At 59.2% G+C, this 26,414-nt stretch carries 25 protein-coding genes; 20 read left to right on the plus strand and 5 right to left on the minus strand.

Annotation, left to right across the window (positions count from 1 at the left end; translation table 11 throughout):
* The first annotated feature begins 24 nt into the window (after window positions 1-24).
* The 9 genes from F6V25_RS15640 to F6V25_RS15680 all read left to right on the plus strand — a co-directional run bounded on the left by F6V25_RS15640 (window position 25) and on the right by F6V25_RS15680 (window position 9,884).
* Entirely contained in the window at window positions 25-384 is a 360-nt protein-coding gene (locus F6V25_RS15640) for a hypothetical protein (protein ID WP_151129547.1), read from the plus strand.
* 81 nt (window positions 385-465) lie between these two features.
* On the plus strand, window positions 466-603 hold the full coding sequence (locus tag F6V25_RS17540; RefSeq protein WP_151129548.1) for a cytochrome c: 138 nt from the start codon (window positions 466-468) through the stop codon (window positions 601-603).
* Window positions 560-1,120: a hypothetical protein gene (locus tag F6V25_RS15650; protein WP_151129549.1), complete on the plus strand. Its 561-nt coding sequence runs from the start codon at window positions 560-562 to the stop codon at window positions 1,118-1,120. The genes F6V25_RS17540 and F6V25_RS15650 overlap by 44 nt, the downstream gene beginning before the upstream one ends.
* A 1,254-nt stretch (window positions 1,121-2,374) precedes the next feature.
* Complete coding sequence (locus F6V25_RS15655) at window positions 2,375-3,100, plus strand: YcbK family protein (RefSeq protein WP_151129550.1); 726 nt, start codon at window positions 2,375-2,377, stop codon at window positions 3,098-3,100.
* A 193-nt stretch (window positions 3,101-3,293) separates the two neighbouring features.
* On the plus strand, window positions 3,294-3,758 hold the full coding sequence (locus F6V25_RS15660; RefSeq protein ID WP_151129551.1) for an acyl-CoA thioesterase: 465 nt from the start codon (window positions 3,294-3,296) through the stop codon (window positions 3,756-3,758).
* 209 nt (window positions 3,759-3,967) lie between these two features.
* Window positions 3,968-4,384 carry a rhodanese-like domain-containing protein gene (locus F6V25_RS15665; RefSeq protein ID WP_151129552.1) on the plus strand — a complete coding sequence of 139 codons (417 nt, stop codon included), beginning with the start codon at window positions 3,968-3,970 and terminating at the stop codon, window positions 4,382-4,384.
* On the plus strand, window positions 4,381-6,810 hold the full coding sequence (locus F6V25_RS15670; RefSeq protein ID WP_246167072.1) for a VTT domain-containing protein: 2,430 nt from the start codon (window positions 4,381-4,383) through the stop codon (window positions 6,808-6,810). The genes F6V25_RS15665 and F6V25_RS15670 overlap by 4 nt, the downstream gene beginning before the upstream one ends.
* A gap of 142 nt (window positions 6,811-6,952) precedes the next feature.
* Entirely contained in the window at window positions 6,953-7,570 is a 618-nt protein-coding gene (locus F6V25_RS15675; RefSeq protein WP_420849999.1) for a YdjY domain-containing protein, read from the plus strand.
* A 277-nt stretch (window positions 7,571-7,847) separates the two neighbouring features.
* Window positions 7,848-9,884, plus strand: a complete 2,037-nt coding sequence (locus tag F6V25_RS15680; protein ID WP_151129554.1) for an ABC transporter substrate-binding protein — start codon at window positions 7,848-7,850, stop codon at window positions 9,882-9,884.
* A gap of 226 nt (window positions 9,885-10,110) precedes the next feature.
* Here the strand turns inward: F6V25_RS15680 and F6V25_RS15685 are convergent, their stop codons facing one another.
* The 3 genes from F6V25_RS15685 to rimI form a co-directional block, all read right to left on the minus strand.
* Window positions 10,111-11,025, minus strand: coding sequence for a dihydroorotate dehydrogenase (locus F6V25_RS15685; RefSeq protein ID WP_151129555.1), 915 nt, complete (start codon window positions 11,023-11,025; stop codon window positions 10,111-10,113).
* Between the two features lie 4 nt (window positions 11,026-11,029).
* Window positions 11,030-11,848, minus strand: a complete 819-nt coding sequence (locus F6V25_RS15690) for a dihydroorotate dehydrogenase electron transfer subunit (protein WP_151129556.1) — start codon at window positions 11,846-11,848, stop codon at window positions 11,030-11,032.
* 164 nt (window positions 11,849-12,012) lie between these two features.
* Complete coding sequence (rimI, locus tag F6V25_RS15695) at window positions 12,013-12,462, minus strand: ribosomal protein S18-alanine N-acetyltransferase (RefSeq protein WP_151129557.1); 450 nt, start codon at window positions 12,460-12,462, stop codon at window positions 12,013-12,015.
* A gap of 229 nt (window positions 12,463-12,691) precedes the next feature.
* On the opposite strand from rimI, the gene F6V25_RS15700 reads away from it, so the two are divergent.
* Both F6V25_RS15700 and merA read left to right on the plus strand, forming a co-directional pair.
* A complete protein-coding gene (locus F6V25_RS15700; RefSeq protein ID WP_149309368.1) occupies window positions 12,692-13,054 on the plus strand; it encodes a hypothetical protein in 363 nt (120 codons plus the stop codon).
* A gap of 121 nt (window positions 13,055-13,175) precedes the next feature.
* The gene (gene merA / locus F6V25_RS15705; protein ID WP_151129558.1) at window positions 13,176-14,594 is read left to right on the plus strand and encodes a mercury(II) reductase; all 1,419 of its coding nucleotides are present in this window, start codon (window positions 13,176-13,178) and stop codon (window positions 14,592-14,594) included.
* Window positions 14,595-14,896: 302 nt separating this feature from the next.
* On the opposite strand, the gene gabD is transcribed toward merA, so the two are convergent.
* Window positions 14,897-16,351, minus strand: coding sequence for an NADP-dependent succinate-semialdehyde dehydrogenase (gabD, locus tag F6V25_RS15710; protein ID WP_151129559.1), 1,455 nt, complete (start codon window positions 16,349-16,351; stop codon window positions 14,897-14,899).
* Between the two features lie 426 nt (window positions 16,352-16,777).
* Here gabD and F6V25_RS15715 point away from each other — a divergent pair, with 426 nt between their 5' ends.
* The 9 genes from F6V25_RS15715 to pepN all read left to right on the plus strand — a co-directional run bounded on the left by F6V25_RS15715 (window position 16,778) and on the right by pepN (window position 25,029).
* Window positions 16,778-17,365, plus strand: coding sequence for a TetR/AcrR family transcriptional regulator (locus F6V25_RS15715; protein WP_151129560.1), 588 nt, complete (start codon window positions 16,778-16,780; stop codon window positions 17,363-17,365).
* Window positions 17,366-17,438: 73 nt separating this feature from the next.
* Complete coding sequence (locus F6V25_RS15720) at window positions 17,439-18,023, plus strand: flavin reductase family protein (RefSeq protein ID WP_151129561.1); 585 nt, start codon at window positions 17,439-17,441, stop codon at window positions 18,021-18,023.
* A complete protein-coding gene (locus F6V25_RS15725; RefSeq protein WP_151129562.1) occupies window positions 18,020-18,589 on the plus strand; it encodes a flavodoxin family protein in 570 nt (189 codons plus the stop codon). The genes F6V25_RS15720 and F6V25_RS15725 overlap by 4 nt, the downstream gene beginning before the upstream one ends.
* 23 nt (window positions 18,590-18,612) lie before the next feature.
* On the plus strand, window positions 18,613-19,452 hold the full coding sequence (locus F6V25_RS15730) for an epoxyqueuosine reductase (RefSeq protein ID WP_151129563.1): 840 nt from the start codon (window positions 18,613-18,615) through the stop codon (window positions 19,450-19,452).
* A gap of 73 nt (window positions 19,453-19,525) precedes the next feature.
* Window positions 19,526-20,329 carry a nitroreductase family protein gene (locus F6V25_RS15735; protein WP_151129564.1) on the plus strand — a complete coding sequence of 268 codons (804 nt, stop codon included), beginning with the start codon at window positions 19,526-19,528 and terminating at the stop codon, window positions 20,327-20,329.
* An 82-nt stretch (window positions 20,330-20,411) separates the two neighbouring features.
* Entirely contained in the window at window positions 20,412-21,065 is a 654-nt protein-coding gene (locus F6V25_RS15740) for a flavodoxin family protein (RefSeq protein ID WP_151129565.1), read from the plus strand.
* Window position 21,066: 1 nt separating this feature from the next.
* Window positions 21,067-21,495, plus strand: coding sequence for a cupin domain-containing protein (locus F6V25_RS15745; protein ID WP_151129566.1), 429 nt, complete (start codon window positions 21,067-21,069; stop codon window positions 21,493-21,495).
* Window positions 21,496-21,773: 278 nt separating this feature from the next.
* Window positions 21,774-22,352: a TetR/AcrR family transcriptional regulator gene (locus F6V25_RS15750; protein ID WP_151129567.1), complete on the plus strand. Its 579-nt coding sequence runs from the start codon at window positions 21,774-21,776 to the stop codon at window positions 22,350-22,352.
* Window positions 22,353-22,389: 37 nt separating this feature from the next.
* On the plus strand, window positions 22,390-25,029 hold the full coding sequence (gene pepN / locus F6V25_RS15755) for an aminopeptidase N (RefSeq protein WP_151129568.1): 2,640 nt from the start codon (window positions 22,390-22,392) through the stop codon (window positions 25,027-25,029).
* A gap of 83 nt (window positions 25,030-25,112) precedes the next feature.
* Here the strand turns inward: pepN and F6V25_RS15760 are convergent, their stop codons facing one another.
* Window positions 25,113-25,535 (minus strand): pyridoxamine 5'-phosphate oxidase family protein, encoded by a 423-nt coding sequence (locus F6V25_RS15760; protein ID WP_151129569.1) that lies wholly within the window; start codon window positions 25,533-25,535, stop codon window positions 25,113-25,115.
* Between the last annotated feature and the right edge of the window lie 879 nt (window positions 25,536-26,414).

Raw genomic sequence — 26,414 nt, forward strand, 5'->3', positions numbered from 1 at the left:
TATACAGGAAGATAGGGCTCTATTATGAAAAGAATAATCAACATTCTCACCCTTCTCAGCCTCTCGGCCATATTGGCTATCCCCGTTGTCACCCAGGCCGCTGAGAAAAAAGCCAAAAACGAAATCGTCATGAAGATGGGCAGCAAAGTACATCTGTTTCACAGCAGCGATGTAGAGGCACAGAAGGAAATCGCGGTAAACGACGTACTTCCGGTTTACCGTATGAACATGAAGACCCGACAGGAGACAGAAGTCGGAGCGGTGAAGGTGCTATCGTTCATGGGGAAGCATTACTTCGAGGCAGAAATCATCAAGGGAGAGGTTAAGATCGGTGACATCGCTAAGAAGGCTGATGCTTCATTACTGGTACAGCCGGCAAAATAGAAACGAGACAAAAAGCGACGGGCCAACGATGTCTCGACGCTTTTGAGCCTTCAGCAAGTTTTTTGCAATTGAGGAGATAATATGATTGCCGTCAAATTTAGTGACGATGTCTCAACCGTGCGCGAGCTCGCAGTAAATGGCAATTTCGGATCTGCCAAAGAGGCGTTTGGCAAATTTGAAAATCGATGTGCGGAATGCCATACAAAGTTCAGGGATTGAAACCGATCTTTCACCAAGTGATTTTCGCCTCAACTCTGGCCGGGTAACATCCCCATGCTCAAAAAGATTCTACTTTTTGCCGGGGCCGGCGTTTCAATATTTCTTATATGGTTCGCCGTCAGCGATTATCGTGGCTCCGGTCCCCATGGCAGAAGATCATCTCAGCGGCCTGGCCCACTCACTATCAGCGGCCATGGAAAACAGCGCCATGCACGACCCTTCACTGCTTTCTCTCGCCACGTTCACCACCCATGACATCGCTTATTTTGCGCTGATAGACAAATCAGGAAGATACCGTTTCCATTCCAATCCGGACCTGATCGGCACTGCTGTTCAGGACCCTGAAGCTGTGGAGATGGCCCTCAATGGCATAACAAAGGCCGGTCGGGTGATGTTGAAACGGGTGAAGAAGTCTACGAATTCATCGCCCCACTCTATCTTCCTGGCGAGATGCTCGGACTCCGTCTCACCCTGCAACCCGACACGAACATGTCGTCCGCCTTCAGAGGCGGAATAATGGAGGGACCTCGGGTACGACCACCGGTGGCATGATGCCTTAGCAATAATGTGAATTGGGTTACTGAACGGTCGTTTGCTATGCAGACGACCGTTTATACTTATAGAGGGGCTCAACACAGAAAACGGAGAAAATTTCTATTGCGGATGTGAAGGAAATTTGACGGAAAAATTGCAATGGGATAGTTACTGAGCTTCGACGAGAGGACTACGCCCTCACATGACGGGAATTTGGGGGGGTGATGCGGGCTAACATGTGGATTTAAACTTGTGTTAATTCAGCCTCTTGGCCCTTAGAATGGGAGCACCAACCCACTTCGGGCTGGTGAGGATTGAAATCAGTGGCCCTGATTTTAAGCTTGTTGCCCTACAGCAAAAGGTGAAGGAGCCGGGAAGCCAAATTGGTTCTGACGTGATATCAAAAAAAATACGTGACATGATCCGAGCGAATCCAATTACCGCAACATACAAGACAGTGTTTGCATGTGATAAAAAGGAACGGATGGTAACCGGCCGCAAAGCTACTAACTATTCTTTCTATGTCTGCTCCACCATTGCCCCCAGTGACTATTTGTCGGCATGGCGTGAAGAATTAATATTTCGCTAATACTGGCTATCTATTTTACGCTGACCACTTTTCTCTGCCGCTGCACCGCTCTCTGACGTCATAATGAAAACGGCACTGTTCCGTGCCTAGATTTGGACAGAGCCGGATTCTAATCATATACACTAAAATACAGCTGGACTTCAAATAGACCAATGAACAGTTATATCCGGCTGATATCAAGGCATATTTTTCAGTACTGATTTTCATCATAACCGGCGCGCCATTACATCAAGGGCTTAGGCTTTATTGCCTAAGCCCTTATTGCTTCTTATATCCCCTGGTGGATACGCTAGTTATCTTGTGGGGGAAAGGAAATGCGCACAAAGACGATGTATCTCAAAGTAGATCGATATCAGGAAGCAAGTTTTGTCGTGCACAGATGGCTTGTCCTGATGGCGGCCAGCATTGTAAGGCGATAAGTTTTATGGTTGCTCTAAGGTTGAGCCAATATTGTTTCTGTTCAAATAATTTAATTCTGTTTTTCTTGACCCTGCCATCAAACTGGTGGCAATATCCGTGTCGATGGTGTTCAAATCAAAAGTCCGACAACACTGACAATTCATATTGAGGAGTTCCGGGGGACACCTCGCTCTGCAAAACGAGCCCACGGCAGTTTCCCCGAGGCTCTCTGGTTACAAGGATATAGGAATGCTCACACGAAGACAGTTTATTGCGGCTGGCGCCGGATTATTGTTGGTGCCGCACAGCTCGCTGGCAAAGGCGCTCATGAAGCACACCGCTTCCACAGGAATCAGCGACCTCGTCGAGAACGGCGACATCCCAAAGGACATCGCCGTTGGTCCGAACATAACCGCCGAGCAGTTCATTGCCGCCCAACGCGACGAAAAGGCCCTCGAAAGCCTGGTGGGCGGCCTTGTTGAGCGCAAGATAAAGGGTCAGCCTTTGTTCAACGAGGGGAAGATCATTCTCTATAACACACACTTCAAGGAACGGTACCTCTTCAAGTTCAGAAACGGCTACGGGGAGTATGATCCCAAGATCCTCGGCTCGCTCAACTATTTCATGCGCTGCAATTATGACAACAAATACACTGATATGGACATTGCAACCATAGAGATGATCAACTACGTTGCACAACTCCTCGGGGTCAAGGAGATCTACATCAACTCAGCCTACCGGACGCCGGAATACAACGCCATACTCGCCAGGAAAAGCGAGAACGTGGCGCGCAACTCGTTCCACATGCAGGGCAAGGCGGTGGACTACTCCATACCTGGCGTGCCGATCAGCAAAGTGTGCCAGTATGCCCAGCTGGCGCGCAACTATTTCGGCTACGGCGGCGTCGGCTATTATCCGCGGCAGAACTTCGTGCATAACGACAGCGGACCGCTTCGCAACTGGGCGAAGAAGTAGCCGTCACACTCCAGAGCAGATCATTTGCAAATAACTATCTAATATTTACTGATGTTCCCCACTACTCCTTTTCATCTCTCGTGGCACGTCACTATAGGGTAAAGGTATTTGTACGGTTACTGATGCCGGTATCATTGTTTCAGGCCCATAGCCCACAAGTTGCACACGTCAAAACCGGCGGGAGGTTTAACCCATGATTTTTCAGAGTGGCACAAAGGAGACCGTCTTGGCCAACCACACCGAGTTCCCGGTGGGAGAACTGCTTCTCCGTACCTATGCAAAGCCGAGCGATACGAACGCGAATGGAGATATCTTCGGGGGATGGATCATGTCGCAGATGGACATCGCCGGCGGCATGTTGGCAATAGAGATCACCGGCGGCCGGGCCGTGACTATTGCGGTGGACGCGATGAAATTCATCAAACCGGTAAAAACCGGCGATATTGTCTGTTGCTTCGGCAAAGTTACAAGGATCGGGAACACCTCCATCACCATCAGGCTGGAGGTTTGGGTTAAGCCGAGCCTGAGGGAAGCACCGACCGACAAGGAAAACGCATTGTACTTGGTCACGGAAGCTTCATACACCTATGTGGCCGTTGACCAGGAAGGGCGCAAACGGCAGTTCCAGAAACCGGCTGCTCGCCAACACGAGCAATAGAGCCCCCCCTCACGGCACCACCTTCGGCATGCCGTAAAGGCCGAAGTACCATCGGGCGGCTGCTTTTTCCGTGGGGATTGCGATATCGAGCGACGCAATATCGTAATTACCTTTTGAAATCATAATTTAAATCCAATAAACCAATTTGACCTTGACCGGTTAACACTTTAGGATGCTCCTCCGCTAACTAATGCCGAGGGAGCTTTTTCATGAAATATGTATCCGCACTGTTCGTACTCCTGATTCCTTCCCTCCTGTTTGCCGACCAGATTCCAACCGTGTGCCACAACGAACTGTCGTCATGGATCAAGGCCAATAAGAAGCTTTCCATAGTGGATATCCAAAATGCCGAAGGGTTTCGCGCCCACAATTACGACCACTCGCTCGCCGCGGGTAACGACCCGGCATTTTTGAAAAAAATCGCCGCCAGATTGCGTTCGACCAAAGGCAGGGTGATTGTGGTCAGCGCAACAGGCGGCAGCGACGCCGTGCATGCCGCGGAGTCGCTCGAACGCGGGGGCGTTCAACATTCCCGGCTCCTGGTGCTGGAGGGGGGGATGGAGGCAGCGGCCAAGAATGCGGCCTGCGAATGCTGCAAGCCGGCCCAATCAGGTAAAACAGAATGAGTTCGATCCAGAGTGAAACCGGGACGTTGCGGCCGCAACTGGCGGCGCTGCTTGCGGACGAAATCAGCGGCTGCACCGGGTGCGGCGTCTGCGTCGGGGAGTGCGGATTCCTGAAACTCTACGGCTCCCCCCGGGATATTGCCCGTTCCTACGATCCGGATGACCCGAAAAAAAATGTCGTCTGTTTCGAGTGCAGCCTCTGCGGACTCTGCTCGGCCGTCTGCCCCTCCGGCGTCAAGCCCCAGGCCCTCTTTCTGGAGATGCGGCGCGAGGCGATCGACCGGGGCTTTGGCTCGTTCCGCGAGCACAAGGGGCTTCTCGGGTATGAGAGGACCGGCACATCCCGCCGTTTCAGTTGGTACGGCTTGCCGGAAGGATGCACCACGATCTTTTTCCCGGGCTGTGCCTTGCCAGGCACGCGCCCCAGCGTAACCGTCGCGGTCTATGAGCGGCTGAAAGAGGCGTTTCCCGACCTCGGCCTGGTGTTGGACTGCTGCACCAAACCGTCCCACGACCTGGGGAGGGAACAGTATTTCTCCCAGATGTTCGGCGAGATGGTGGCCTGGCTGGAATCCCACGGGATACAACGGGTCCTGGTGGCCTGCCCCAACTGCTACAAGGTCTTTACCGAATACGCCCCCCAGTTTCAGACGGAAACGGTCTACGAAAGGCTTGCCGGGATCATGCCGGAGACAACGGCGGAGGCGACATCTTCTCCGGTGGCCATCCACGACCCCTGCGTGATCAGGTTCGCCTCCGCGCCGCAGGAAGCGGCCCGTGGACTGGTTTCCCGATCCGGCCGCGTGATCGCAGAGATGTCGCACACACGCACAAGAACACTCTGCTGCGGTGAGGGTGGGACCGTGGGGGCCCTGGCCCCCGACCTGGCCGATGCCTGGGGAGAACTCCGGGTGGGTGAAGCCGCGGGCCGTCAAGTTGTCACCTACTGTGCCGGCTGCGCCAACCACCTCGGGAAACGGCTGAAGGTCAGCCATGTCCTCGACCTTCTTTTCAACGCGTCGAAACCGTCATCGGGGCCGATCACCTATGTCAATCGCCTGCGGCTCAAATCCCGGTTCAAGAGAATCGTGCCCGCCGTCATAAGCCGGGAGAGGACCGTCCCCGGCGGCGGGTCCGGGATGCTCCGGCCGCTCCTCTTTCTGGGCGTCATGATCGCCGCCATAGTTCTGGTGCGGGCGAGCGGGGCCGGCCAGTACCTGGAACCGGAACGGCTGCGTGCCCTGTTTAGCGGCTTCGGCATCGTGGCGCCGCTGGTGTACATCGCCATCTATACGGTCGCTCCCGCCCTGATGCTGCCCGGCCTCCCCCTCAGCATGGCCGGAGCAACAGTTTTCGGGCCGGTCTGGGGGGTGGTCTACACGATCATCGGGGCCACCCTGGGGGCCTGTGCGGCTTTCCTGATCGCCCGCTATGCCGCCCGGAACTGGGTAGAACGGCAACTGGTCGGTTCGCGGTGGAACAAACTTGACAGCGAAACCGCCCAGAACGGCTGGAAAGCGGTGGCCTTTACCCGGTTGATCCCCCTGTTCCCCTTCAACCTGCTCAATTTTGCCTTCGGCCTGACGAAGATATCGTTTCCCCAGTATGCCGTGGCAACCTTTATCTTCATGCTGCCCGGCACCATCGCCTTTATCACGTTTTCAAGCTCGTTGCTGGGATTGCTCAAGGGGAAGGTCTCCTGGGAGTTTTTCGTCGGCATAGCCCTCATCGTCGCGGTGTCGCTGATCCCCAGGCTGGTAAAATGGTACCGGAACCGTGAGCGCAGGGAGCCACGGCCGGAAGTCCCATGGAGTTTGCGGAGAAGCTTGCAGCTCAAGGCCATTGCGGCCGCGGCGCTCGCCGTGACCGCCGCGGCTTGCTATGGCGTGGTTCTGAAGTATTTCTGGGCCCTCAATGCCTATCTCTATACCCTTGAATTCAACCTGCTCTTTGTGGCTCACCGCCTCCGGGATGGTGATCTGGCCGGTTTCGTCGAATATCTGAAACCCATGTCAAGCGCCCGTGCCGCCGGGATCGCCCTGGTCTGTCAGGCGATGCACACGTTTGCCTTTCCCTTTTCTCCCCTGAGGACAACGGCTGCCTTTGCCGCGGCTTTCGGTACGCCGACAGGCCTGGCATACGTCGGCTGCGCCGGTCTGGTCGTCACCGGTCTGAGCGCTCTGCTCGGCCGCTTCTGTCTGGGTGATCTTGCGCCGCTCCACTACCGGCACAGGGGGCTGGCGCCACGTACGCCCCCCCCCGCGTGGGCCGTCTGGTGCGCCGGGGCAATGGCGGCGATACCGGGTTTTCCCCTGTTATTGTGCGGCCTGTGGATCGGGGGATTCCGTATCCAGCCGGGCCGCTCCGTTGCCGCGATCACGGCAGGGCTTGTTGTCCGCATGCTTCTTTCGCTTGCAGCATACTAACTACCGCAGGAGGTTTCATATGAACCGATTCGCACTTCGCACCATGCTGGCAGCCTTACTTTGCTGTGCCCTTGCCCTGCCTGCCGGAGCGGCCAAGCACAAATCGGGCGGGGTAACGACCGTCAAATCCGGTACCGACACCATGACGGTCGATCTAAAGGCCCGGGAGGTCCGCGTTACCTCCACGGTGCTCAAAGACTGCTCCCAACCATCGGTATGCGACTGGGGACGTCGCTTCCAGGCCTTTTTCGGCAGCAAGAGCGGCAAGATGGCTTCTTTCTTCATCTTCTCCACGGAGGTAAACCGGACCGATATCGACAAGGCCATCAAGTCTGTCGGCATCAAGTCCCGACGCCAGATCCCCATGACCGAGGTCAAGCAGCGCACCGGCCTGAAATCCACCACCAGGAAGGAGGACTATCTCGACGGCGATCCGGTGCTGGTGTCCGTACGCTGGAAAAAGAACGGTAAAATGGTCGAGGTGGCAATTGAAGATCTGATCGAAGAAAAGATTGCGGTTGACGGCAAGGACGTCGTCAAACCCTATACCCCGCATTTCGTCTACCACGGCACGGCCGAGGCGATCAACTTTGCATCGGGCTGTATCGTCTGCCCATCCGGGTGCAACGGGGGGATCATCGCCGACAATTCACTTCCCCTGAAGGAGACAAAGAATTATTACCGTTTTGACTGGAGCAAGATGCCGGCGCCCGGAACAAAGGCCGAAATCGTAATCAAGTCGATTTACGGTACTAAGTAATACAAGAAACGAGAGAAGTTCACCGACCGATTCAGCACACACGCGACAAAAACGGAAAGAGGAACCGCACGACAGCGGTTCCTCTTTCCGTTTACTCCATCATCCCAATCGAATTTTTCTCTTTTTTGTACACCAATTACAAAATCGCTTCACATCAATTCAACCTGAGGTATACTTTATGCCTGTGCTAAACATTATCCTCCTATCTCCATAGGTAGTGGGGCGCAGTCCATCACGTGGGCTCATTGTTCAAAGATTCCACAATCCGGGAGTGTACATGAAAAGGCGTTTCCTGATCGCACCCTGTCCGGCGAAATCCTGTTCATCGTTCCCGAGCATCTTGTTCGGCATCATTCCCCTGGCGGCCTTTTTCCTCCTTCTCCTCCGCCCTGCCCTGCTTTTGGCCGGCACTACCGTGCTGACGCCGGTCACCCTGCAATTGAAGTGGAAACACCAGTTTCAATTCGCCGGATATTATGCCGCCGTGGAAAAGGGCTACTACCGCGATGCCGGGCTGATGGTAACGCTCCGTGAGGCGGCCCAGGGGAGCGATCCCGTGGACGCGGTTCTGAACGGTGAGGCCCAGTTCGGGGTGGGAGGCAGCTCTCTGGTCCTGATGCGGGCTGAGGGAAAACCGGTCGTCGCCCTTGCCGCCATCCTGCAGCATTCGCCCCTGGGCATCCTCTCCCTCAACGCAAATAACATCAAAAATGTCCATGATCTGGCGGGCAAACGGGTCATGCTTGAACCGATGCCGGCCGAGGTCATGGCGCTCTTCAGGGCGGAGGCGGTACCCGACGACGCGATCAGGGTCGTTCCCCACGAATTTTCCCTCGAAAAGCTCCTGAACGGCGAGGTTGACGCCGCCTCTGTCTACAGCACGACCGAACCCTATCAGCTCGAAAAACGAAGAATCGCCTATTCCATTATCTATCCCGAGCGGAGCGGAATCGATTTCTACGGCGACACGCTCTTCACGCGCCAGGAGGTGGTACAAAAGCAACCCGAGGTGGTGCGGCAATTTCGCGATGCAAGTCTGCGCGGCTGGAAATACGCCCTTGAACATCAGGATGAAATGATCGACCTCATCCTGAAACGTTACAACACCGGCCGCCTCACCAGGGGGCAGCTTGCCTACGAAGCGGGAGAGCTGCAAAAGCTGATCAGACCGGACCTGGTGGAAGTCGGCTACATGAACCCCGGCCGGTGGCAGCACATCGCCGACACCTATTCCCAGCTGGGGATAATCCCGGCATCGAAACCGTTCCCCCTGGAAAGCTTCCTCCATGCCGGCGAACAGCCACGGCTCCCGGATTGGCTTTACGGGGCCTTGGGCGGGGCCATGGTGATCATCATCGCCGTCTCTGTGGTAGCCATCCGCTTTCACTACCTTAACGCGGCGCTCAACGATCAGATGCAGTTGCGCGACAAGGCCGAGGCAAAGCTGCGGAAGCTGTCGGCGGCCATCATTCAAAGCCCGGTTTCGATCGTTATCACCGACACGACCGGCGCAATCGAATACGTCAACCCCAAGTTCTGCGAGCTTACCGGCTATACGGCGGAGGAGGTCGCCGGCCAGAATCCCCGCATCCTGCGCGGCAGCATCCTGCCCCCCGAATTCTACGATGATCTCTGGCGGACCATTCTCGCCGGCGGACTCTGGCATGGGGAGTTTCTGAACAAGAAGAAGAATGAGGAGCTGTTCTGGGAACATGCCACCATCGCCCCCATCTGGGACACACAAGGCGAGCTCACCAACTTCATCGCCATCAAGGAGGATATCACCGAGCGCAAGATGTTGCAGGAAAAGCTCAATCACATGGCCCATCACGACGAACTGACCGGCCTGCCCAACCGGGCGCTCTTCTTTGACAGGATCGGGCAGGCGCTGGCCCATGCCAAAAGGAATCAGACGGGATTCGCCCTGCTGTTCGTGGACCTGGATGGTTTCAAGACGATCAATGATACCTACGGGCATGACAGCGGCGATGCGCTGTTGCGGGAGACGGCCCGGCGCCTTTCGGGGTGCGTCAGGGACTCGGATACGGTCGCGCGCATGGGGGGAGACGAATTTGCGGTCATGCTGCTGGATGTTGCCGCTCTCGGGCATATCACCCAGGTGGCGGAGAAGATGCTGACGCTTCTTTCGATGCCGTTCATGTTCAAAGGGCTCGAGTGCCATGTGGGGGCGAGCATCGGCATCAGCATCTTCCCCCAGGATGGCGACGCCGTGGACACCCTCATGAACACGGCCGACATGGCCATGTACCGCGTCAAGCAAGGCACCAAAAACAACTATGCCTTTGCCTCATAAGGCGACGTGGTAGTAGGCCTCCAGCAGGCTGTTGAAAAAACCTGGTTGTTCAAAAATAGTCAGATCGTCGCACCCGCAGGAAGCCCCGCGGAGGCGTAGCAGCGCTACGCCGCACAATTTCACTCGAGAAATTGGACCGCGAAGGCGCCCGAAGGGTGAGGCCGCAGGCCGAAGTCACAAGGAGGCTTTCGAGGACGCGGCGAGATGGCTGTTTTTCAACAACCTGTCAGGCCTCCAGAGCCCCGATCAGGCTCTTCACATCTTCAACGCCGTTTTCCGCCAGCCACTTTTCCATGCCTTCAGCGATTTCCTGCGCAGCACCCGGATTGATGAAACTGGCGGTCCCGACCTGCACCGCCGTCGCCCCGGCCAGGATGAATTCCAGGGCGTCGCGGGCGTTCATGATGCCGCCGATGCCGATGATCGGCAGGGAAACGGCTCGAGCCACCTGCCAGACCATGCGCAACGCCACCGGCTTGACCGCCGGGCCAGAGAGGCCGCCGGTAATGTTGGCCAGCACCGGCCGGCGGCGCTCCAGGTCGATGGCCATGCCGGTCAGGGTGTTGATCAGCGACAGGGCGTCGGCCCCCGCATCGGCGCAGGCCTTGGCCATGGAGACGATATCCGTGACATTGGGCGAGAGCTTGACAATCAGCGGCTTGATGGTGGCCTCGCGGCAGGCCGTGACCACCTGGAAGGCACACTGGGGATCGGTGCCGAAAACGATGCCCCCCTGCTTGACATTGGGGCAGGAGATATTCACCTCCAACCCGGCGATCTCGGGGATGGCGTCCAGACGGCGGGCCAGTTCGGCGTACTCGTCGATGGTGTTGCCGAAGAAATTGGCAATGGCCGGGGTGGCGACCGAGCGGAGGAAGGGGACCTTTTTCTCGATAAAAGCGTCGATGCCCACGTTCTGGAGGCCGATGGCGTTCAGCATGCCGCCCGGCGTCTCCACGATGCGCGGCGTGGGATTGCCGGCCCGGGGCCTGAGGGACAGCCCCTTGGTCACGAAGGCGCCGATAGTTTCCAGGTCCACGTATTCCGCAAATTCCTCGCCATAGCCGAAGGTACCCGAGGCGGTCATCACCGGGTTGCGCAGTTCCAGCCCTGCAATGGATACAGACAGGTCAGGTTTCATGGTTTCAGGCCTCCCACTTCAGTTCGGCAGCGTCGAAGACCGGTCCATCCGCACAGACGCAGCGATAATCGGGTGTTTCGTTGGAATGATGGTGGCCGGGGGTGACACACCCCAGGCAGGCCCCCATGCCGCAGGCCATATACCCCTCAAGGGAGACCTGACAGGGTATGTTCCTCTGGGCGGCGATGCCGGCCACGGCGTTCAGCATGCCATGGGGGCCGCAGGCAAAGATGCGCGGCGTACCGTCGCAGACAGCCAGCCGTCTGACCAAGGCCTCGGTCACCAGGCCACATTCCCCCAACGACCCATCCTCGGTGGCCACATAGCACTCCACCCCCAGGCGCTCGAATTCGGTAATGCAGAGGACGTCGTCCCGCGTCCTGCCGCCGACAAAGAGTCGCACCGGCGACTGTTTCACCAGTTCCTTGGCTAACAGGTAGAGCGGCGCCAGCCCAACGCCCCCCCCCACGATAATCTTTTCCTCCTTGGGAGAGCCGAGCTCGAAGCCCTTCCCCAAAGGCCCTAAGACATCCAGCAGATCGGTGTCATGCAGCGCCGAAAGCATGCCGGTCCCCTTCCCCACCACCCGGTAGAGCATCTCCAGGTAGGGTTGGGATGCGGCGCCGGTCTGGGCCGGGGTATGGACACCCACGTCGAAGATGCCGAAAGGACGCCGCAGGAGCGGATCGATGGCATCATTCACCCGCACCATCACGAACTGCCCCGGTTGGGCCGCGGGGAACTCGGAGGGAGCGGTCATGCGCATGCGCCAGTAGCCGGGCGAGACCTCCACGTTGGATATGATCATGGATTTGAACTGCATCTAACTGTCTCCTTGGAAGGTTGTTGAAAAACAGCCATCTCGCCGCCATCCTCGAAAGCCCTTTCGTGCGGCGTAGCGCTGCTACGCCTCCTCAGGGCATTCTGCGGGTGCGACGATCTGACTATTTTTGAACAACCTGAGTTTTTCAATAGCCTGTCAGGCTCTTATAGTGTTTTTTCCATCAACAGCGCGTCCTCGACGCCTTCGTAGTACTTCGTCCGCATCCCGGTCCGGGAGAAACCGAACCGTTCGTAGAGGGCGATGGCTGCCCGGTTGGAGGCGCGGACTTCCAACCTCATGATCCCGGCCTGTTTCCCTTGGGCGATGGCAACGGCATGCTCCAGCAGCGCCCGGGCGATACCCCGCCCCCGCAAGTGCGGCGCCACGACGATGTCCAGAATCTCGGCCTCTTCGAAAAGCGACATCAGGCAGACATAACCGCCCACCGCGCCTTCGATGACGGCGACGAACGGAAACGAATGGGGTGACGCAAGTTCGTGCAGGAAATGTTCATAGCGCCAGGGATGGGGAAAGGAGGCCTGCTCAATGGCCAGCACGCTCTCCAGATCGGCCTTGGTCATGGGGCGGATATCAACGGTTCCCGGTGCAGACATGGGAAAATATGATAGGCAAACAACCGGGTAAAGTAAACGATTTTGTACGGCCAGGGTCTGCATCGGTCCCACAATCCCGCCCCATGAATCGCCCTGCGCCACGCAAGGCGCATATTTCGGCAAAAAGCACCGTCTGAACGGCAAAACCGGCGTATAATACTATCCAGAGGTAGAGCACGAGCCGGTTCAGGGAGACGACGTCGCCGTTTGCCGGCAGAGGAGGTGTGCCATGAAAGGACGTGAGATACTGACAACCGTCAAGGAGCGGGCAACAGCGGATCATTGCTTCGTCAAGTGGTGGCGCAAGGAAGAGGATTTTCTCGATTACGAACTGCTTGACCGGTTCCTGGAACATGCCACGGAAAGTGAAGAGATCGGCGGCCTGCAACTATTGACCATGAACGAGATGCGGGATGAAGTCAAACGGATCGGTGGGACACGGGTGAAGTTCATCCATGAGGCGTCCGGAGACAAAATCGAATGGGTGCATCGGGCCAAGGAAGGTGTGCGTACCCACATCTGCGCCTATACGCCCGAGGCGCTGATGACGATCTTCGACGTGGAGACCCACGGCAATCCGGTCGATTCCTGAGATATGCCCGGACCTGAAGGCTGCCGGCCGATGATCGGCAGCCTTTTTTATGCCGATGCCTGACGCGGGACAGCGTCCAGGAGCATCGACTTCATGCGGCAACCACTAAGGAGAATCATCCATGACAACCGGCAGCACACCCGACCTGATCATCCTTGGCTCCGGCTCCACCGCCTTTGCGGGGGCGTTGCGCGCCACCTCCCACGGCGCGCGGGTACTCATGTTCGAAAAGAGCGTTCTGGGAGGCACCTGCATCAATTGGGGCTGTATCCCCAGCAAGACCCTCATCCACGCGGCCCTGTTCAATCACGAGGCTCATCTGGGGATGAGGCTCGGGCTCGGGCTTGAGGATGGCAGGCAGGGCGTCGCTTGCGAGACGCTCTTCGCCCACCGGGAAAAGGTCGTGCACAAACTCCGCCAGGAGCGCTACCTGGACGTGCTCAAAAACATGTCCGGCCTGGAACTCGTCAAGGGGACCGCACGCTTTATCGACCCGCACACCATCGAGGCCAACGACAAGCGGTATCGCTGCGACCGTTTTCTTGTCGCGGTGGGTGGCAAGCCGCGCATCCCCCCTATTCCGGGGATCGAAGGGTGCAACTATCTGACGAGCCGGAGCGCCCTGCTGATGAAAGAGCTTCCCCAATCCCTGGTCATAGTGGGGGGCGGCGTCATTGCCGTCGAACTGGGGCAGATGTACCATCGCTTGGGCAGTCGTGTGACGATCCTAGAACACGGACCGCGCCTCTTGCCGACCGTGGAGCGGGAAGTGGCCGAAGCGCTTCGCGCGGTGCTGATGGGGGAAGGCATCAAGGTGGTGACGGATGTGACCATCTGTTCGGCCGATCGTGCGGGGGATGTGAATGTACTCTCCGCCGATGTGTGCGGCAGGCGCCACGAATACACCGCCCAACGGCTGCTCCTGGCGGTGGGGACCGGACCGGCCACGGAAGGGCTCGGCCTGGAACAGGCGAACGTGGGGACGGACCCGAAGGGCTTTATTGTCACCGATGGGCGCATGCGCACCTCAACCGATGGCATCTGGGCGGCCGGGGACGTGACCGGCAAGATGCTGATCGCCACGGTGGGAGCCCGTCAGGCCATCGTGGCGGTCGACGACATGTTCAACGAGGGGTGCGGCTGCACCATGGACTACCTGTCGGCCCCCATGGCGGTCTTCACGGACCCGGAGATCGGCATGGTGGGCCATACCGAGGAGAGCGCCCGGCAGGCCGGTTTTGACGTGGCGGTCAATACCATGCCGGTCAGCGCCATCCCCAAGGCCCACGTCACCGGCCATACCGCCGGGGTGATCAAGATGATCGCCGACCGGCCGACCGGGCGGCTCCTGGGGGTGCACCTGGCCTGCCACCGGGGGGCGGACCTGATCAATGAGGCGGCCCTGGCCCTCCACCTGAAGGCGACCGTGGCGGATCTGGCCACCACCATGCACGTCTACCCTTCCATCGGCGAGGGGTTGAAACTCTGCGCCCAGGGGTTCGATAGGGATATCAGCAGGCTCTCCTGCTGCGCCGAGTGATCCAGCACCCGTCTTCACGGCATCTTCGCCCCGCCCTCAATCGCACAATCCTCGACGTAGCGCTGCTACGCCTGCGGTCTTGCTCAATCGGCCAGGGCAAATCTTCCGCAAATCCGGGCGCGGTCCTGGTGGCAGTTATTTATGGATAAGCTCTAAAAAGGTTATAGAAAGACTCAGGTTGTTCAAAAATAGTCAGATCGTCGCACCCGCAGAATGCACCGAGGAGACGTAGCAGCGCTACGCCGCACGAAAGGGCGTTCGAGGATGGCGGCGAGATGGCTGTTTTTCAACAACCTGTTCCATCAGATACCGCCCATGCAGAGGTACTTGATCTCCAGGAAGTCATCGACGCCGTACCGGGAACCCTCCCGGCCGACCCCCGATTCCTTCACCCCGCCGAAGGGGGCGACCGCGGACGAGATGAGGCCGGTATTGATGCCGACAATCCCGTATTCCAGGGCCTCCGCGACCCGCCAGACCCGGCCCATGTCCCGGCTGTAGAAGTAGGAGGCCAGCCCAAACTCGGTGTCGTTGGCCATGCCTACCGCCTCTTCGTCGGTGGTGAAACGGAACAGGGGCGCCAGGGGGCCGAAGGTCTCTTCCCGGGCCACCGCCATGGCTGGGGTGACATCGGCCAGAATGGTGGGCTGGAAGAAGCTGCCGCCAAGTTCGTGCCGCCCTCCGCCGGTGACGATGCGCGCCCCCTTGGCGAGTGCGTCGGCGATGTGTTCTTCCACCTTCTCCACGGCCTTCATGTCGATCAGCGGCCCCTGCTGGGTCTCCCCCTTGAGCCCGTCGCCCACCTTCAGCCTGGCCACGGCAGCGGACAATTTTTCCGCAAAGGCGTCGTAGACGCCGGCCTGCACGAGGAAGCGGTTGGTGCAGACGCAGGTCTGGCCGGTGTTGCGGTACTTGGAGGCGATGGCCCCCTCCACCGCGGCATCCAGGTCGGCATCGTCGAACACAATAAAGGGGGCGTTGCCGCCCAACTCCATGGCCACCTTCTTGACCGTCCCGGCGCACTGCTGCATGAGCAGCTTGCCGATTTCCGTCGAGCCGGTGAAGGTCAGCTTGCGGACAATGGGGTTGGCGGTCATCTCGCCGCCGATGGCGCCGGAGACCCCGGTGACCACGTTAAACACCCCGGCCGGGATACCGGCCCGCTCGGCCAACACAGCCAGCGCCAGAGCCGAATAGGGGGTCTGGCTGGCCGGTTTGAGGACCATGGTGCAGCCGACGGCCAGGGCGGGTCCGGCCTTGCGGGTGATCATGGCGGCGGGGAAGTTCCAGGGGGTGATGGCGGCGCAAACGCCGATCGGTTCCTTGATGACAACGATCCGCTTGTCGTTCTGAACCGTGGGGATGGTGTCGCCGTAGACCCGCTTTCCTTCCTCGGCAAACCATTCGATGAACGAGGCGGCATAGGCGATCTCGCCCCGGGATTCGGCCAGCGGCTTGCCCTGTTCGGCGGTCATCAGGATCGCCAGGTCCTCCTGGTTTTCCAACAGCAACTCGTACCAGCGGCGCAGGAGCCGGGAACGATCCGCAGCGGTCCTGGCCCGCCAGGCCGGATAGGCCGCGTTGGCCGCCTCGATGGCGGTGCGGGTCTCAGCCCCCCCCATCCTGGGAACCGTGCCGATGACCTCGTCGGTGGCGGGATTATTGACCGAAATGGTGCCACCGTCCGCGGCATGAAGCCACTGGCCGTCGATATAGCATTGCTGGCGAAAAAGGGTCGGGTCTTGTAAGGTGAGCATGATGTCAATCCTCCGTCGGGATAGTCAGGGGCACGCCGGCACTGCCGGTGGCTGCTATTTTACCCCAAAGCCTTGTGAAGTAAAGTGTTGGATAACGCCAGGGCTGAAGCATGCCGAGCAAGAGGAGCCATTCATGCTTTTGTATTTCAGAGCGACCTGAATCCGTGGTGCCGGAACGGTGGAGTGAGCGACATGCCGGAGTCAAACACCGCCCGTGAAGCACCATGCCGCCAGTGTCGTGTGTACTCCGTCACGGAGAAGCCCCGGCCGGCACAGCGAAGACTGAGGCATGCCCAGCGAGTGGAGCCGTGAGGGCGCCACGGATTCAAGGCACTTAAAGCTTGCCCCCCACGTCATTTCGGCCACAGTTTCATCCTGTGACAATTCCCCTTGACACATTAGACCGACCGGTCTATTTTTACTCCCATGAAAAAGAAAGACACACGAGGCGAGATCATTCGGATCGGCACCGAGATGATCGCCCGCCAAGGATACAACGCCACCGGCATCGACGCCGTTCTGAAGGAGGCCGGCGTCCCCAAGGGGTCGTTCTACCACTACTTCAGGAGCAAGGAAGATTTCGGCTTGGCGGTGATCGATCACTTCGCCGAACGCTTCGAACGACGCATGGAGGAGTTCCTCAGCAACGAGCACCTTGCGCCGCTCGACCGCATCCGCGATTTTTTTGAGAGCGGCCTGACGCGCGTAACCCAGAACCAGTGCACCAAGGGATGCCTGATCGGCAACCTGGGGCAGGAACTGGCAGACCTGAACGAGCGCTTCCGCGCCCGGCTGGATGAGATCTTCGGCATGTGGCGGGAACGCTTTGCCGCCTGCCTGCGCGAGGCCCAGAACCGGAGCGAGCTTTCCGGCGCTGTCGATCCGGCGATAACCGCCGGTTTCATCCTTTCCGGCTGGGAAGGTGCGATCCTGCGGGCCAAGGTGATGAAATCGCCCCAGCCGATGCGGGACTTCGTCGATCTCCTCTTCAGCGCCATCCTGGGGCAGAAGTAAGCCCTTTATTTATCCCAAATATAGTTGACCGGTCTATTATCGTCAGATTGGCGAACCAACCAAGGAGGAACCGATGAAACAATCCGTTGGAGCAAAGACACTGGCCACCCCAACACCGGTGTGGCTGGTTGGCACCTATGATGAAGCAGGCACGCCAAACATCATGACCGCTGCCTGGGGCGGCATCTGCTGTTCCCAGCCCCCCTGCCTGGCGGTATCCCTGCGCAAGGCGACCTACAGCCATGCCGCCATCGTGGCGCGCAAGGCCTTCACCGTCAGCATCCCGTCCCAGGCCCAGGTGGCGCAGGCCGACTATGTGGGGACCGTATCGGGCCGCGACGGAGACAAATTCGCCGCCTGCGGCTGGACGGCGGTGCGGAGCGACCTGGTGGACGCCCCCTACGTGGACGAGGTACCGCTGGTGGTGGAGTGCCGCCTGTTGCATATCCATGAACTGGGCCTGCACACCCAGTTCGTGGGAGAGATCGTGGACGTCAAAGCGGACGAGGCGCTTATCGGTGCCAAGGGATACCCGGACATCACCAAAGTCAGGCCGATAATCTGGGACACGGCCCACATGGGGTACTACGGCCTGGGGGAATTCCTGGGCAAGGCGTGGGAGATCGGCAAGACCATCACAACGGAGGGAATGAAATGAAAATCGTTTGTCTGCTGGGAAGCCCCCGCACCAAGGGGAGCAGTGCCACCATCGCCAACCATCTCCTGAAAACCGCCGGGAATCTGGGGGCAGAAACGCGATCCTTTGAATTGAACCGTCTTGCCTACCGCGGTTGCCAGGCGTGCTATGCCTGCAAGACCAAGCTCGACCGATGCGCGCTCAAAGACGATCTGAGCGAGGTATTGGCCGCGGTGAGCGAGGCGGACGCGGTGGTGCTAGCCTCACCGGTCTATTACGGCGACATCACCAGCCAGCTCAAGGGTTTTATCGACCGCAGCTACTCCTACCTGGTCCCCGATTATATTACCAACCCGCAGCCAAGCCGCCTGGCGCCCAAAAAACTGGTCTTCGTCCAGACCCAGGGGCAACCGGAAGAGACGGCATTTTCCGATATCTTCCCGCGGTACGAAGGGTTCCTGAAATGGATGGGGTTCAGCGAAACCACACTGATCCGCGCCTGCGGCATCGGCCCCGGTAGAACCGACGTCGTTCCGGGACATATCCTGCAACAGGCCGAGGAAGCGGCACGCGCCTTGATGGCATAGGCCCGGGAAGAAAGGAGACGGGGATGGAAGAGCGCATCCGCACCATGATCTGCCGCTTTGTCGGGGAAAGTCCGGCCGGCCGCTTTCCCGAGAGCGATGAGCCGTATTTCGATGAACCGCTGGTCGGCTATGCCGCTGCCGACGACCCACTCTTCGATGACTACAAACGGATCATCGGAGCGTTTCACCGTACGCCGCACGAGGTGATGGAGATCGGTTTCGGCACCGGCGTGCGGGCGTCCACGGTCATTTCCTGGATTCTGCCCATCACCCAGCCGACGCGGGACAGCAACCGCCGGGAAACGGTCTATCCCTCCCCGGCCTGGGCCCGTACCCGGAACTTCGGCGAGCAACTCAACGCCGCGTTGCGCCGCCATGTGACGGAGTGGCTGGCCGAACAGGGACACCGCGCCGTGGCGCCCCAACTGGAAGCGACCTGGCGCGAATACCCCGAAACCCCGGTCGGGAGGGCCTCTACCTGGTCGGAGCGCCACGCCGCCTATGCAGCCGGCTTGGGCACCTTCAGCCTGAACGACGCCCTGATCACCCCCCGTGGGATCGCCCATCGCTGCGGCAGCGTCATTACCGACCTGCCCCTGACGCCGAGCCCGCGCCCGTACCCCGACCACTATCACAACTGCCTCTATTACCGGGAGAAGAGTTGCGGCGCCTGCATCGGACGTTGCCCGGCCGGGGCTATTTCGCACCAGGGACACGATAAGGACGCCTGCAGCCGTTACGTCTACGGCACGGCGGTGGCGGCGGTCGCGGAGAAATACGGCGTGGCGCAGACCGGGTGCGGCCTCTGCCAGACCAGGGTCCCGTGCGAGGGGCAAATCCCGGCCGGAACGAACGACGCTTGACTTCACGGAACACGAACGTCCGCCGTGAGCATTCTGCAGTTCCAACAGCAGGTTTCACTTCAAGGAGGAAAGAATGAGTCTGGTAACGATTGATCACAGCACCTGCCGGCGTGACGGCATGTGCAGCGAAGTATGCCCGCCGGCGCTTTTTGAGGTGGATGGGGAGGGATTTCCCGTTTTCCGTGCCGGTGGAGAGCAGGACTGCATCACCTGCGGTCACTGTGTCGCCGTCTGTCCCCAGGGGGCGGTTCACCACGAAAAAATTCCCCTGGAGGAGTCGCTCCCCATCGATCCCGCCCTGACGGTTTCCGTCCCGGCCCTGAACCAGCTCGTGAGGAGCCGCCGTTCGGTCAGGGAATTCCGGGATGAGCCGGTGCCCCAGGCCCTGGTCAAGCAGGTTATCGAAGTGGCCCGGTGGGCCCCCTCGGCCGTGAACCGCCAGCCGGTGCACTGGCTGGTGATCCAGACTCCGTCCGAGGTGAAGCGCCTGGCCGGACTGGTGATCGATTACCTGCGCCAGAGCAACAAGCTGGAACCGCGCTACACCCGGTATATCGACTTGTGGGAACAGGGCAAGGACCCGATCCTACGCAATGCGCCCCACCTGGCCGTTATCCACGCCCCGGACGAATGGCTCTGGAGTTCGGTGGACAGCACCATCGCCCTGACCCAGTTTGAATTGGCGGCCGTCGCCCAGGGCATCGGCACCTGCTGGGCCGGCTTCCTGATGCGTGCGGCCAACGGGCATCCTCCGCTCAAGGAGACGCTCGGCATCCCCGAGGATCACAGCGTCTACGGGGCGCTGATGTATGGTTTTCCCCGCTATCGTTACCCCCGCGTCCCACCGCGCCAGGAGGCGCGAATCCAGTGGAGATGATCGGGCTGCCGGCGCTGATGTCGAACAAAAGGAAACATGACGTGAAAATCTCAAAAAAAGTCCTAGTGCGGAGGTGTAACTGATGAAGGTCATTGCCATAAACGGAAGTCCGAGAAAAAAATGGAACACGGCGACCCTGCTGGGCAAGGCCCTGGAAGGGGCCGCCGCGCAGGGGGCCGAGACCGAGCTTGTCCACCTCTACGACCTTGACTACAAAGGGTGCGTGAGCTGTTTCGCCTGCAAGACCCGAGGGGGCAAGAGTTACGGCACTTGCGGTTTCACCGACGGCTTGACGCCGGTCCTGAACAGGATCATCGAGGCCGACGCCCTGATCATCGGGTCGCCGATCTATTTCGGCTCGGTGACCGGCGAGACCCGCTCCTTCCTTGAGCGCCTGCTGTTTCCCTACCTGACCTACACCCTGCCCTATGCATCCATAGCCCCCAAGCAGATCGCCACCGGGTTCATCTATACGATGAATGTCACGGACGAACAGAGCACGACGTACGGCTACGAGCACCTTTTCAACTCCCATGCCCGTTACCTGCAACTGATCTTCGGGCAGCAGCCCGAAACGTTGTGCAGCTTCGACACTTGTCAGGTCAGCGATTACTCCAAGGTGCTGATCGAGAGTTTCGACCCCGTTCACAAGGCAAAGCGGCGCGAGGAGGTATTTCCCCAGGACTGCCAGCAGGCGTATGACTTGGGGGCCAGGCTTGCCGGGAAGGGGCAATGACATGACGGAGCAGGCGAAGAACTTCACAGCAGCCCATATCGGCCCGTTGGAAGGCCTTTTGAACCACGACTTCCGCGGACTCAAGGGCAAGTATTTCATCGGCGGGGAGTTGGGACTTACCGGCTGCGAGGCTTCCCTCAACCGGCTTCCGGCCGGCAAGGCCATGCCTTTTGTCCATGCCCACAGGAAAAACGAAGAGCTCTACATCGTGCTGCGCGGCAACGGCACGTTCTTCGTGGACGGCGACGAATTCCCGGTCCAGGAGGGAAGCTTGGTACGGGTGGCCCCCCAGGGCGAGCGGTCGTGGAAAGCCGGCGATGAGGACCTGTACTTCATCTGCATCCAGGCCGAGGAAAGCAGCCTGAGCCAGGCCACCCTGGAGGATGGATTTCGCATCCCGACGGCCAAGGCGTCCTGGATGGCGGAGTAGGCCCAAACCGGACAGGATTGTTGCGGCATTACCTGCAAAAGCCCCGTTTCCCGGATGGGAGGCGGGGCTTTTGCGCGCCAGGTGGTACGCGCCCAGCCTCGTGACGCTTTTCATGCTCAGCAGGCCGGAAAAACCATACGACGGCTACCGACCTTCCGGGCGGCAGTTCCTCCCTTGGAGGGGACCATAAGAACCCCTTGACAGGCCATTGTAAACATTATAAATTGGCCACATTGAATGACCATTCATTCAATTCCAACGGGATTGGGGTCAGGAACATGGCAAAACTTGATAAGCGTAGTGAAATAGTGCGTGCGGCGGTGCAGATCATCGCCGACCAGGGATTCCATGGCTCCCCCATGGCCATGATCGCCGAGCGGGCCGGGGTGGCGGCCGGGACGATCTACTGCTACTTCGAGAGCAAGGACATCCTCATCAAGGAGTTGTATCGGGAGATAGAGGGGAAATTACTGGAGGCGCTCCGGGTTGGCTACCAGACGGAACGCCCCATCAGGGAGCGTTTTCTGCACCTCGGCATCAACTTCCTCAAGTACTTCGTTGCCCACCCCCTCGAATCCAAGTACATGGAGCAGTTTCACAACTCCCCCTATGGAGTGGACCTGCGCCGGGGCAGGTTTGCCAAAGAATTCAAGGACGACGACCTCCTGTATCTGGAGTTGTTCGAGCAGGGAGTCGCCCAGCAGGTCATCAAGGACCTGCCCACTATCTTACTCTTTGCCCTGGCCTTCGGACCAGTGATCACCCTGACCCGGGACCATATTCTCGGGTTTATAGAACTGGACGACGCGCTCATTGAGAAGACCATCGCGGCATGCTGGGACGGCATCAAACGATAGGCCGGCGTTGTCAAAAAAACCGCATGAAGGACCCGATATGACAGAAACTGCCCATACCACCATTCACCGTCACGATTACCGTCCGCCCGACTATACCGTTGAAAGCGTCGATCTCCGCTTTGAGTTGGGGGAGGACACGACGCTCGTCCGCTCCCGCCTTGCCCTGCGGGCGGCTTATGACCGCTCCGGGGGAGAGCGGCCGTTGGTTCTGGACGGCCACCGTTTCGTACTGCGCAGCCTCTCCCTCGACGGGACGCCCCTTGCCCCGGAGGCCTTCCAGGTGTCGGCAGAGACGCTCGTCGTGCCGTCGGTTCCCGCCAGCTTCACCCTGGAGGTGGAAACCGAACTGCGCCCCCAGGACAATACCTTTCTCGAAGGGCTCTATCGCTCCAACGGGATGTTCTGTACCCAGTGCGAGGCCCAGGGTTTCCGCTCCATCACCTACTACCCGGACCGTCCCGATGTCCTTTCCATCTTCACCGTCACCGTCGTCGCCGACCGCGAGCGCTACCCGGTGCTTCTGTCCAACGGCAACCCGCTGGACAGGGGCGAACTGCCGGATGGCCGCCACTTCATCACCTGGCACGACCCGTTCAGGAAGCCGAGCTACCTCTTCGCCCTGGTGGCCGGCAGGCTGGCCTGCATCGAGGACTCTTTTACGACCTGCTCGGGCCGGGAGGTGAGCCTGCGGCTCTATCTCCAGGAGGCCAACCGCAACAAGGGTGGGCACGCCCTCCGTTCCCTGAAAAAGGCCATGCGCTGGGACGAGGAAACCTTTGGCCGGGAATACGACCTGGACTGCTACATGATCGTGGCGGTGGACGATTTCAACATGGGGGCCATGGAAAACAAGGGGCTCAACATCTTCAATTCCTGCTACGTCCTGGCCACCCCCGAAACCGCCACAGATACGGACTACCAGGCCATCGAGGAGGTCATCGGCCACGAGTATTTCCATAACTGGAGCGGCAACCGGGTTACCTGCCGCGACTGGTTCCAGCTCTCCCTCAAAGAGGGGCTCACCATCTTCCGCGACCAGGAGTTTTCCGCCGACATGGAATCGCGCGGCGTGAAGCGCATCGCCGATGTCCGCTACCTGCGCACCGCACAGTTCGCCGAGGATGGCGGCCCGCTGGCGCACCCGGTCCGCCCCGAATCCTACATGGAGATCAACAACTTCTACACCGCGACCGTCTACAACAAGGGGGGTGAGCTGATCCGCATGCTCCGCACCTTGCTGGGCGCAGAGCGTTTCAGAAAGGGTATGGACCTCTACTTCGAACGCCATGACGGGCAGGCGGTCACGATTGAGGACTTTGTCCAGGCCATGGCCGATGCGAGTAATATGGACCTCGGTCAGTTCCGCCTCTGGTACAGCCAGGCCGGAACGCCGCTTATGGAGGCATCGAGCTCATTTGAAGCGGCCGACGGCGTCTTCACTCTGACGGTGCGCCAGTCCTGCCCCCCCACCCCTGGGCAGCCGGATAAACAACCGTTCCACATCCCGCTGGTCGTCGGCCTCCTGGACCGGGCCGGCCGGGAGCTTCCCGTCACCCTGTTCGGCGAACCGGCGCCCGGCCCCACCACCAGGATTCTCGAGGTGAACAGGGCCGAACAGACGTTTCACTTCTCCGGTCTGGACAGCGAGCCGGTGCCGGCCCTGCTGCGCGGCTACTCTGCCCCGGTAAAGCTGGATTACCCCTACCGCCCTGACGACCTCGTACTTCTCATGGCCCACGAGACCGATCCGTTCTGTCGCTGGGAAGCGGGCCAGCAATTGGCGGCGCAGGTCATTCTCTCCCTGGTGGCCGACCAGCAGGCCGGCCGGGAACTCAAGCCGGACCAGGCGTTCGTGGCGGCCTACCGAGCCGCCCTTACCAGTGGGGAGCCGGATCGAGCCTTTCTGGCCGAGGCGCTCACGCTGCCGTCGGAGAAATACTTGGCCGAACTGATGCCGGTCATTGACCCGGAGGCCATCCACATCGCCCGCAGGTTCATGATCCACACCCTGGCGACGCAGTTGCGGAGCGATTTTCTGGCGGTGCGCGAGGCGTGCCGCAGTGCGCTCCCCTACGGGGTGGACGACGGCCGTTCGGGAGAACGCCGCCTGGCCAACCTCTGTTTGGCCTACCTGATGAGTCTGGAAGAGCAGGCCATCACCGAACTCTGCATCCAGCAGTACCGCACATCGGACAACATGACCGACACCATGGGGGCGCTTGGGCCGCTGGCCTCGTGCGACTGCCCCGAGCGCAGCCAGGTGCTGGAGGATTTCTACCGTCACTGGCAGGGAGATCGCCTCGTGGTGGACAAGTGGTTCTCGCTCAGAGCCCTGTCGGATCTCCCCGGCACCCTTGACGACGCCCGGGCGCTCATCGGCCATCCGGCTTTCGAACTTGCCAATCCCAACCGTTTCCGCGCCCTGGTAGGAGCCTTCAGCCAGAACCAGCCCCACTTCCATGCCCCCGACGGCGCAGGTTACCGGTTTCTGGTCGATCAACTGCTCCGCCTCATCCCGCTCAACCCCCAGGTTTCCGCCCGCCTGCTTGCGCCGTTGACCACTTGGCGGCGCTTCGAGCCGGGGAGACAGGCGCTCATGCAGCAGGAGTTGAGACGGATCCAGGCACTTCCCCAATTGCCCAGGGATGTCTATGAGGTCGTAGAAAAGAGCCTGTAACCTGAGCCCTGGCAAAACGGCCGGGCACTATTCGAGACAACACGGGTTTGAAGGATTGGAGCAACAGGCTGCGGGGAGGATTCCTACCCGAGGCATTCCGGCAGTGAATATCCGGGATTGATAGGGATATCGAAATGTATCCCCGTTGAAAACTCCATGATTTTCTCGATCCGGACCATGAACCTGGTCAAGGCGGGGGTAACGTCCAGTGGCCTAGGGACGGCGCGCTCTCCTTCGACCATATCGTCGTGGGGCTTGACGACCCGGCCGATCAACTGATAGCCCGTCTTCGATCCGGGCGCGGCCACAACAACCGCAACATGGGTGTTGCGGGTAATATTGTGCAGCGTCACCGGGCAAAACCAGTTTTCGAACACCAGAAGCGACCCGCCACTCACGGTCAGATGATTACCGGCTGCTACGTGAGGATGTCCCTTTGCATCCGCAGAAGCCACATAGACCACGGGAGTGCTTTCAATGAACTGGCGCAGCGCTTCCGAAATCATGTCGGCACCTCTTCTTGCAGCAACGCTCCCGAACACACAATGCGTATCAACTCTCACCACTCTTACAATACATCGCAGGATACGCGCCAACAACACAACAAAAAAATAGCGCAATTAAATAAGCATATTGCAGCATCCGCCCAATCCTCTGCAATCAGGGGGAGTGCAATAAAACTTGCAGCGGAAGCACGCATGAAACGAGTAATGGGCCTGAAAATGGCAATTTGCGGGGCGAGTACATCTTTATTGCTTATGCAACAAAGATTGCTGAATATGGGGCAGCGTCTGGGACGAGAGGACGACGGCCTGATCCTGCGGCGAAGGATACCTTACAGGCGCCTGCCGATGGCGCAGGCTTCCCTCCACACAACAACGGTTCTACTGACGCACGTTGGCTCCCTTCTACCTGCGGCTCAAAAACTTAGCCTGCGCTCCTCACCCGCACCGGTTCGGAAAGTTCCTTTACCTGGAAGCGGGATGAATTGGCCGACCTTGGCGACAACGTCTGCTCGGCACTCCCCGGGGCATGGAAGAAATTGTCCGATGAAGACAATCCATTCTTGGTAAAAATCCCCCTGGTGGTTTTGTAAACAGAACAAATCAATGGCTATATAATGCCCACCCCGGCCATTGGTGCGTTCAATCCGCCAGCGCCTATGACGTTGCGCACCCAAAGGATCTTCATAGTTATGCGTGCCGACTTTCTCCCCCTCTTCATACAATGCTACCAACCTCATAACTAACGAACACGACTATCGCATAGATGCTGAGGTCAAAGAGCCCCACGCATACTGTCAGGTGTGTAGCTCCACCGATATCGTCGGCCTTGACCGCAATAAGCGGTTGGCGAGCGATCTGCCTATATACGGTAAACGAGTT

Source organism: Oryzomonas japonica (assembly GCF_008802365.1).
Classification (GTDB): Bacteria; Desulfobacterota; Desulfuromonadia; order Geobacterales; family Pseudopelobacteraceae; genus Oryzomonas; species Oryzomonas japonica.